General features: G+C 46.3%; 8 protein-coding genes and 1 rRNA gene. All 9 read left to right on the top strand.

What is annotated here, in order from left to right:
- The first annotated feature begins 889 nt into the window (after positions 1 to 889).
- The 9 genes from rpoN to rrf all read left to right on the top strand — a co-directional run bounded on the left by rpoN (position 890) and on the right by rrf (position 10,025).
- Positions 890 to 2,257: an RNA polymerase factor sigma-54 gene (rpoN, locus tag H2C83_RS16910; RefSeq protein WP_181742356.1), complete on the top strand. Its 1,368-nt coding sequence runs from the start codon at positions 890 to 892 to the stop codon at positions 2,255 to 2,257.
- 143 nt (positions 2,258 to 2,400) lie between these two features.
- A complete protein-coding gene (locus H2C83_RS16905; RefSeq protein WP_181742355.1) occupies positions 2,401 to 3,438 on the top strand; it encodes a sugar-binding transcriptional regulator in 1,038 nt (345 codons plus the stop codon).
- 52 nt (positions 3,439 to 3,490) lie between these two features.
- Positions 3,491 to 4,501 (top strand): glyceraldehyde-3-phosphate dehydrogenase, encoded by a 1,011-nt coding sequence (locus H2C83_RS16900; protein WP_181742354.1) that lies wholly within the window; start codon positions 3,491 to 3,493, stop codon positions 4,499 to 4,501.
- A gap of 125 nt (positions 4,502 to 4,626) precedes the next feature.
- Positions 4,627 to 5,811, top strand: coding sequence for a phosphoglycerate kinase (locus tag H2C83_RS16895; RefSeq protein ID WP_181742353.1), 1,185 nt, complete (start codon positions 4,627 to 4,629; stop codon positions 5,809 to 5,811).
- 15 nt (positions 5,812 to 5,826) lie between these two features.
- Positions 5,827 to 6,594, top strand: a complete 768-nt coding sequence (gene tpiA, locus H2C83_RS16890) for a triose-phosphate isomerase (RefSeq protein WP_181742352.1) — start codon at positions 5,827 to 5,829, stop codon at positions 6,592 to 6,594.
- A complete protein-coding gene (gpmI, locus tag H2C83_RS16885) occupies positions 6,591 to 8,132 on the top strand; it encodes a 2,3-bisphosphoglycerate-independent phosphoglycerate mutase (protein ID WP_181742351.1) in 1,542 nt (513 codons plus the stop codon). The genes tpiA and gpmI overlap by 4 nt, the downstream gene beginning before the upstream one ends.
- Positions 8,133 to 8,150: 18 nt before the next feature.
- Positions 8,151 to 9,446, top strand: coding sequence for a phosphopyruvate hydratase (gene eno / locus H2C83_RS16880; protein ID WP_181742350.1), 1,296 nt, complete (start codon positions 8,151 to 8,153; stop codon positions 9,444 to 9,446).
- Positions 9,447 to 9,564: 118 nt separating this feature from the next.
- The gene (secG, locus tag H2C83_RS16875; RefSeq protein WP_181742349.1) at positions 9,565 to 9,798 is read left to right on the top strand and encodes a preprotein translocase subunit SecG; all 234 of its coding nucleotides are present in this window, start codon (positions 9,565 to 9,567) and stop codon (positions 9,796 to 9,798) included.
- Positions 9,799 to 9,911: 113 nt separating this feature from the next.
- Positions 9,912 to 10,025, top strand: a 5S ribosomal RNA gene (rrf, locus tag H2C83_RS16870).
- The last annotated feature ends 47 nt before the right edge of the window (positions 10,026 to 10,072 follow it).

Genomic DNA, 10,072 nt, shown 5'->3' with positions numbered 1-10,072 from the left:
TATTTTAATTCAACAAAAAAGGCTGTTGGCCTTCTTTTGTCAACAGCCTCTAAATAAGCAAAGCTTATTTACTTAATCTTTTATAAACGTTTTTAATAACGTTATTAAGTACTTACCGCTAATAAACATAACATATGCGGTTCCGTAGTTATTTACCGGTTATTTAGCATTATTTGTACGTTCAAAAGAAAACCATCCCAATCCATCGAAAGTTATCTGCGAAGAAGTGCTGTTCTCAAGTTTGGACAATGAACAGTTCGATATTGTTACAATTATTGGATCAACAGTAAAGGAATCCGGAGTTTATGACGCTATACTAAACCAGTGTTTTAATTTGGCTAAAAAGGATGGACGTATCCTTTACATGGACTTTGCAAGATACCATTCTCCAGGACAATTCGAAAACTGCATTATTGAATCCGGGTACACAGTTGAGAAAGCGTACATAGATCATAAATACCCGGAACTTTCGTTTTATATTTTTTTGGCGGGTAAATGAGAGTGGCAAAAGATTTTAAACAAATTGGTCATATCCTGTCTGGCACAGTTCAAACCTGTGATGGGCGAGAAAATACCAAAATAAGTTCCTGGCTTATAATAATCAATGAGGGGATGCGATGGCATTGTCTCTTCATTACGCTTCCAGGTTTGCTATCCCTTGCTTTCGAATTTTTCCTTTCCGTTTTTGGCCGTCCGAATGTTGGGCGGTCTTTTTGTACATATCTAATGGTCAAGGAGGTTCCTTGTGATGTGGTAAAAAAGAGCAAAAAGAAGATGCTTATATTGTGTTAAAATATATTTAACAGGAATCATTGATGAAAACTTTGCTTATTTAAAAAAAACAATCTTTTCAGTGCGCAAAAAATTGGGCGGGGGTGAATAACTGCGAATGGCTCTACACATGGGTTTTGGCCTGGTACAGGAACAACGGATGAAGATGGTAATGACGCCGGAACTGCGTCAAGCCATTCAAATTTTACAGTACTCCGCAACAGATTTACAAAAGTATATTGAAGAGCAAATGGAGGAAAATCCGGTCTTGAGCCTGTCGGAGCCAGACAGGGAACAACAGGAATTGGAAAGATGGGCTCAATATATACGCGACCTTCCCCGGGAGCGGAACTGGACCGGGATCGGGAATCATGACGCGGATCATCAATCCTTTGAGTTGTATTTGGCGGAGGGAGGAACACTTGCGGATGAGCTGGAATCGCAGCTCTATGAGTTCGATTTGACTGCTTTGCAACGGAAAGTTTGTCTGTATTTGATTCACAACCTGGATGAGAGAGGCTATCTTGATCTGGATTCGAGCGAAGTCTGTAAGCGTTTGCTGATTACAGAAGAAATGTTTGCAGACTCTCTGAAAATCATTCAATCCATGGAACCGTCCGGAGTAGGGGCAAGGTCGCTGGAGGAATGCGTTGAACTGCAATTGCGCAAGTCTGAACCGGTTAACGAGACTGCGATTCTTGTCGCCCGCAATTACCTGCACGATGTGGCCGATGCCAAATGGCGCAAAATTGCCGATACCCTTCAGATTGAAGTGAGGGAAGTGCTTGCGGCAGTGGAAGAGATAAAAACCTGCAATCCGAAACCGGGGCTTCAATTTAACAGTGCCCCTCCCAACTATGTATATCCGGATGTTCATGTAGAAAAAATAGATGGTGAATATGTCGTGTTATTGAATGAGCGGGATACGCCTGCACTGACTGTCAATCGCCATTACCAGCAGCTGCTCAAACAAAAAGAACAGCTCGGGGAGGAGGTTGCCCGGTACCTGAAAAACTGGATCCAGTCTGCCTTATGGCTGGTCAAGGGAATTGAACAGCGGCGGGACACCATTTATCGGGTGGCTCAAGCCATTGTTTCCAGGCAGCGTGATTTCTTTGAACGGGGTGTCGATCACCTCAAGCCGCTTACATTAAAGCAGATTGCCGAGGAAGTGAATCTCCACGAGTCAACCGTCAGCCGTGCCACGCAACATAAATATATGCAAACGCCAAATGGATTGTTTCCATTCCGGTTTTTCTTTCCCTCCGGTTTGCAGACAGAAATGGGGATTAACCTGGCACAGGGCACGGTACAGAAAAAGATCCAACAAATGATCGATCAGGAAAACAAAAAAAATCCACTGTCTGACCAGAAAATTGCAGATCGGTTAAGAGAAGAAGGGATTCGCATTTCCCGACGGACAGTGGCAAAATACCGGGACGAACTTGGGATCGCCTCATCAACCAAACGTAAGCGTTTTCCGTGAATTTTCAATAAAATAGAGAGGAACTTGTCAAACTGTATTTCTTTAAGCTACAATAAAGAAGAACCCTGAATAGGGATTTTTTTTGGATGAGTTGGGACATTTTTTACTACATGGGACATTAAACGTCCCAAGGGGGGTGGCTGATGAAAAAAATTTTGCATTTACAAAAGCAATTATTGCCTGATCTTTTACAAGTTATGCGTAAGCGGTACGAGATTCTTCGGCATATCCAGTTAATGCAGCCGGTTGGGAGACGCAGTCTTACCAATGCGTTGGATACGACTGAACGGACGCTCAGAACAGAAGTTGATTTTTTGCGTACCCAGGATCTGGTGGCTGTCGATTCCAGAGGCATGCGATTGACGGAAAACGGGTTCCGTTTGCTGACAGACCTGGAACCCATGATGAAAGAGATTTTTGGGATAAATCATTTGGAAGCTGAACTGCGCGCTGCTTTAAATCTGAAAAACGTGGTCATTGTTCCTGGTGATGCTGATCACTCTGAACTGGTGAAAAAAGAAATAGGAAGAGCTGCTGCACGTTTCCTGCGTGAAATTGCCGAACCCGATCAGATTGTGGCAGTATCCGGCGGAAGCACGATGCTGGCCGTTGCTGAAATGATGAAGCCGACCTCTGCTTTGAAACAGACAACGTTCATTCCTGCCCGCGGAGGGGTTGGAGAGTCGGTTGAACTGGAAGCCAACTACATTGCTTCATTGATGGCCAAGAACACCAAAGGCAAGTACCGTCTGATGCATGTTCCGGAACAGGTGAGTGATGAAGCATACGAAATGCTGTTGCGGGAACCGAACATCCAGGAAGTAATGGAGTACCTGAAGCGAGCCCGCATCGTTGTGCATGGGATCGGGGATGCCAAAACCATGGCGGTCCGCCGCAAATCAAATGCTTCTGTAATCAAAAAACTGGATCAGGAAAAAGCGGTCGGGGAATCATTTGGCTATTACATCAACAGAAACGGTGAAATCGTAAATCGTGTGCAATCACTTGGATTGAAGCTGAATGATTTGGCAAAAGCGCAAAAACTGGTCGCAGTGGCAGGGGGAGCAAGCAAAGCTGAAGCCATCCTGGCGATTTGCAGTAAAGTGTCCCAAGATACCTTGATTACTGATGAGGGAGCCGCAAAAGCAATCTTGAAAATACAATCTCTTCACCCGGAATGATACATTTCCTGATTGGTGATAATACCTGTAAATTATGAGGAGGAAATTGATCATGAACAAAGTGAAAGTTGGGATTAACGGCTTTGGACGAATTGGACGCAATGTGTTTCGGGCAATGATAAATACTCCTGAATTGGAAGTTGTCGCGGTTAATGATTTGACCGATTCAAAAACACTGGCTCATCTTCTGAAATATGATTCTGTACACGGAAAATTTGATGGAGAAGTTTCTGCTTCTGAAAATGGCATTCTTGTAAACGGACGGGAAATAAAAGTTCTCGCCGAACGTGATCCGGAACAAATCAAATGGGCTGACTATGGTGTAGATATTGTGATTGAATCAACCGGACGTTTCACCAAACGTGACGATGCCGCAAAACACCTGGTTGGCGGAGCGAAAAAAGTGATTATTTCTGCGCCTGCCAAAGGTGAGGACATCACGATCGTCATGGGTGTAAACCATGAAAAATATGATGCATCCTCCCATCACGTCATTTCCAATGCATCCTGTACTACCAACTGCCTGGCTCCGTTTGCCAAAGTTCTGCATGAGAAATTCGGCATTCGCCGTGGATTGATGACAACCGTCCATGCTTATACCAATGACCAGCAAATTCTTGATCTCCCCCATAAAGATTTGCGCCGTGCGCGCGCAGCAGGCCAATCCATTATTCCTACTACAACGGGTGCAGCTAAAGCCGTTTCATTGGTGCTTCCTGACCTGAAAGGAAAATTGAACGGATTTGCCATGCGTGTGCCTACGAAAAACGTGTCCGTTGTTGATTTGGTCGCTGAAGTGGAAAAAGACGTAACTGCAGAAGAAGTCAATGAAGCTATGCGCCAGGCTGCAGAAGGGGAACTGAAAGGAATTCTTAACTATTCGGAAGAACCGCTTGTTTCTGTCGACTACAACGGAGATCCTCATTCTTCCACCATTGATGCCCTGTCTACAATGGTTATGGAAGGAAACCTCGTTAAAGTTGTTTCCTGGTATGATAACGAATGGGGTTATTCCAACCGTGTGGTTGATTTGGCAAAATATATTGCCAGCAAGGGTTTATAAGTTTTCGTTTAATTAAGTTATACTAATTAAAAATATATGCTATACTGACTTCGGAATTGGGAACCTGGAAAGAGGAGAGGGATCTCCTCTTTCTCATGCACAGGTGCATAAAGGAGGGGACCGCCTTGAACAAGAAATCAGTAAGAGATGTAGATGTGCACGGCAAACGTGTATTTTGCCGCGTTGATTTTAATGTACCGATCGAAGAGGGAAAAATCACGGATGATACACGCATTCGCGCAGCCCTCCCCACCATTCAGTACCTGGTGGAGCAAGGTGCCAGGGTCATATTGGCCAGCCATCTTGGACGGCCAAAAGGAAAAGTCGTCGAAAAGTTCCGCCTGACCCCGGTTGCCGAACGTCTTTCTGAATACTTGCATCAACCTGTCCTGAAAGTGGATGAAGTAACAGGTTCTGAAGTGGAGGAAAAAGTTTCTTCCTTAAAAAATGGAGAAGTATTGTTGCTGGAAAATGTACGTTTTCATCCCGGTGAAGAGAAAAACGATCCCGATTTGGCCAAGGCATTTTCCAGGTTGGCCGATTTGTATGTAAATGATGCATTTGGTGCGGCTCACCGTGCACACGCGTCAACGGCCGGAGTAGCAGAATTTTTGCCGGCTGTGGCAGGATTTCTGATGCAAAAGGAAATTGAAACACTTGGCCGTGCCCTGTCCGATCCGGAGCGTCCTTTTACCGCGATTATTGGCGGAGCGAAAGTAAAGGATAAAATCGGCGTGATTGAAAACCTGCTGGATAAAGTGGACCACCTGATTATTGGCGGTGGCCTTGCTTATACATTTGTCCATGCAAAAGGGTATGAAATTGGAAAATCGCTGTTTGAGGCGGAAAAGGTTGAATTGGCCAAGGAGTTTATGAAAAAGGCCGAAGAAAAAGGAGTTCGGATGTACTTGCCCATTGATGTTGTGGTTGTCAATGAATTTGGCCCCGATCCTTCCGTGGTGAAAACGGTGGATATCGACCAGATCCCGTCTGACATGGAAGCCTTGGATATCGGACCGAAAACGAGAGAACTGTTCAGCGATGTTGTGAAAGCTTCCAAACTGGTAATCTGGAACGGACCGATGGGTGTATTCGAATATGACCGGTTTGCTGTTGGCACCAATGCAGTCGCGGAAGCGGTGGCCAAAAGTGAAGCCACGTCGATCATCGGCGGCGGGGATTCGGCCGCAGCGATCAAAAAGTCCGGACTTGCCGACGAAGTGGATCATATCTCAACGGGTGGAGGTGCATCCCTGGAATTCCTGGAAGGAAAAGAATTGCCGGGAGTTGCGGTGTTACAAAATAAATAGTGGGAGGTTGCTTTGATGCGGAAACCAGTTATTGCCGGAAACTGGAAAATGCACAAAACTGTCAGTAATGCATTGGGGTTTGTAAAAGAACTGAAAGAAATTCAGCTTCCTTCAGATGTTGAGACGGTTTTGTGTGCACCATTTTTGGCGCTGCCTGCGATGGTTGAAGAAACAAGAGAAACCGGAATCGGGATTGGCGCACAGAATGCCCATTATGAAGAACAAGGGGCTTTTACAGGCGAAATCAGCATGCCCATGTTGCAAGAGGTTGGGGTGAGTTACGTCATTATTGGCCACTCTGAACGGCGCACCTATTATAATGAAACGGATGAGTCCGTCAATAAGAAAACAAAGGCGGCCCATGCCCATGGCTTCACACCGATTGTCTGTGTCGGGGAAGTATTGGAAGAAAGAGAAAAAGGACAAACCGGGGAAGTTGTCACTTCTCAGGTAAAAGCAGCCTTCCAGGGGCTTTCTTCACAAGAGATGAAAAAGACGATCATTGCCTATGAACCGGTTTGGGCGATTGGAACGGGAAAAGCTTCAACTGCACAAGATGCGGAAGAAGTATGCAGCCTCATCCGGAAGACAGTTGCCGGTCTGTTTGACCAGTCTGTTGCGGATGAAGTTCGGATTCAATACGGCGGAAGTGTAAAACCGGAAAACATCGCCTCTTTTATGGAACAGCCTGATATTGATGGTGCCCTGGTGGGAGGAGCCAGTTTGAAGCCAGATTCTTTTGCCGCGTTGGTGAAAGCAGCGAGTGCAGGTGGAAACAGTTGAGTCGTCCGAAACCTTTGCTTTTATGTATTCTGGATGGTTTTGCACTTCGGGAAGAACGGGAAGGAAACGCAATCAGGCAGGCAAATACGCCCAACCTTGACCGTTACTGGAACGAATATCCTCATGCGACCCTGGGAGCAAGCGGCGAGTCCGTCGGCCTTCCTGACGGTCAAATGGGAAATTCCGAAGTGGGGCATTTAAATATTGGCGCGGGCCGAATTGTATACCAGGATTTGACCCGTGTCAGCAAAGCAATCGAGGATGGAAGTTTCTTTGAAAATGATGTCTTTCTGAAAGCGATCGATCATGTAAAAAGAAACAACAGTCGTCTTCATTTATATGGTTTATTGTCCGATGGCGGTGTGCACAGCCATATCGACCATTTGTTTGCCCTGTTGAAACTGGCTGCCAGGGAAAAAGTGAATGAAGTTTATGTGCATGCATTCATGGATGGGCGTGACGTGCCGCCGGATAGCGGGATTAATTACATGAAGCAGCTGCAGGCCAAACTGGATGAAACAGGAGTCGGAAAAATCGCCACGGTACAAGGGCGTTATTATGCGATGGATCGTGACAAGCGGTGGGAACGCACGGAAAAATCCTACCGGGCCATGGTTTATGGCGAAGGTCCGACACATCGCGATCCGGTCAAGGCGATCCAGGATTCCTACGATCAGGAGGTTTTTGATGAATTTGTCGTACCGACGGTGATTGTGGACGACAATCATAAACCTGTCGGAAGAATCCGGGATCATGACAGCATCATTTTCTATAATTTCCGTCCCGACAGGGCCATCCAAATTTCACTGGCATTTACCGATGAGAATTTTGGCGGATTTGACCGCGGACCCGGTAAACCGGAAGATTTGAATTACGTTTGCCTGACGCATTACAGCGATACGGTGAACGGGGATATCGCCTATAATCCGTCGGAACTGCACGATACTCTTGGGGAAATCGTCAGCAAGCATCAGTTGAAACAGTTGCGCATTGCAGAAACAGAAAAATATCCGCATGTCACCTTCTTTTTTAATGGCGGACGCGAAGAAACATTCCCGGGAGAAAAACGGATTCTGGTCAACTCCCCCAAAGTGGCCACCTATGATCTGAAACCGGAAATGAGCGCTTATGAGGTGACGGAAGCTCTTTTAAAAGAGATCGAAGCCGAAAACCATGACGTGATTATTCTCAACTATGCCAATCCGGATATGGTGGGCCATTCCGGGAAGCTGGAACCAACCATTCGTGCCGTGGAAGCAGTGGATGAATGTGTGGGAAAAGTGGTTGACCTGACTTTGGAAAAAGGCGGAACAGCCATTATTATCGCTGACCACGGAAATGCGGATATGGTGATTGATTCCGATGGAAATTCATATACGGCCCACACGACATTCCCGGTGCCGTTCATTGTTACGAAAAAAGGACTTAAGTTGCGGGAAAAAGGAATTCTGGCTGATGTTTCCCCGACCATCCTTCATTTGTTAAACATTGAACAACCAGCAGAAATGACAGGCAAATCCATGATCAAATCAGAATAAAAAAGCGAGGGATCATTGATGACGAGTATTCTTGAAGTTTACGGCCGTGAAGTGTTGGATTCGCGCGGCAATCCGACAGTTGAAGTAGAAGTTGTGCTTGAATCGGGAGCAATGGGACGGGCCATTGTTCCGTCTGGAGCCTCTACCGGTGCTTATGAAGCAGTCGAACTCCGTGACGGGGACAAAGAACGTTTCCTTGGCAAAGGTGTTCTCAAAGCAGTCCAAAATGTGAACGAAGTGATTGCACCGCAAATCGTGGGAATGGATGCCCTTGATCAGGTAGTCATTGACAAGACCCTGATTGAATTGGATGGCACCGAAAACAAAGAAAATTTGGGAGCCAATGCCATTCTCGGCGTGTCCATGGCTGTGGCACGTGCAGCCGCTGACGCTTTGGGCGTGCCTTTGTATTCTTACCTCGGCGGCTTCAATTCCAAGGTGCTGCCGGTACCGATGATGAATATCTTAAATGGCGGAGCACACGCTGACAACAACGTCGATATCCAGGAATTTATGATCATGCCTGTTGGCGCGAGAGATATCCATGAAGCCGTCCGGATGGGATCGGAAATTTTCCATAACCTGAAAAAAGTACTGCAGGAAAAAGGATATGCCACCGGTGTGGGGGATGAAGGCGGATTTGCACCGAATTTGAGTTCCAATGAAGAAGCTCTGGCCACGATTGTAACGGCCATTGAACGCGCGGGTTACAAACCCGGAACAGATGTCATGCTGGCGCTTGATGTCGCTTCTACGGAAATCTACAAAGATGGCAAATACTATTTTGCCGGAGAAGATCTTACCCGTACCACAGACGAAATGATCTCCTTTTATGAAGAGCTGATTACCAAATATCCGATCGTTTCCATCGAAGACGGTCTGGCAGAAGACGACTGGGATGGATGGAAAAAGATGACCGAGCGTTTGGGCGACAAGGTACAATTGGTCGGGGACGACCTCTTTGTAACCAATACCAGGCGCCTGAGTGACGGAATCGAAAAGGGAGTAGCCAATTCCATTCTGATCAAGGTCAACCAGATCGGTACACTGACCGAAACGTTTGATGCGATTGAAATGGCCAAACGTGCCGGATATACGGCGGTGATCTCACATCGGTCCGGTGAATCGGAAGATACAATCATTGCCGATATTGCTGTCGCTACCGGTGCCGGCCAAATCAAAACCGGTGCACCTTCCCGCACTGACCGGGTAGCCAAATACAACCAACTGATCCGCATTGAAGACCAATTAGGTTCTGTTGCGGCTCAATATTTGGGACGTTCAGCTTTCTACAATTTGCGCTCTTCAAAATAAGAACGGTTTGGGGTGGACACCAGGGCTTCCTGTTGCAAGCTCTGGTGTCTGTTATTGAAAAGAGGCTTTTTATGTGGTAAAGTCAATTCAGTGAATGTGGTGCAAGGAGGTTTATAAAGTGGAACTCGTATCAAAGTGGATCCTTGCGATTGTCAGTATTGGATTGATTGTTGTCGTATTGTTGCAATCCGGGAAAAGCGCCGGGTTATCCGGGGCGATTGCCGGTGGTGCCGAACACCTGATGGGTAAGGCAAAAGCACGCGGTTTGGACGCATTGCTGAACCGGCTGACAACCATATTGGCAACATTGTTTATGGTATTGGCACTGGTTGTCGCTTTTTTCGTGAAATGACGGAGCTTTTCCTCATAGGAATTCCTTGGAGTCGCTTCTCTTAAGGAATTCTTATTTTGTTTTTTAAAAAAGGTCTTGCCAAAACATTGAACAGTATGTTATTATAATATCCGTCTGGTGGCAATAGCGGAGGGGATCCACCCGTTCCCATCCCGAACACGGAAGTTAAGCCCTCCAGCGCCGATGGTACTTGGGGTTACCCTTGGGAGAGTAGGTCGCTGCCAGGCAAGGAAAACCACGACAATCAAGTCGTGGTGAGGCTGTTGACAAAAGA

The sequence above is a fragment of the Thermoactinomyces mirandus genome (genome assembly GCF_013868055.1).
GTDB classification, from domain to species: Bacteria; Bacillota; Bacilli; order Thermoactinomycetales; family Thermoactinomycetaceae; genus Thermoactinomyces; species Thermoactinomyces mirandus.
The sequence above is the reverse complement of the archived record's forward strand: the minus strand, read 5'-3'. Positions and strand labels throughout refer to the sequence as shown.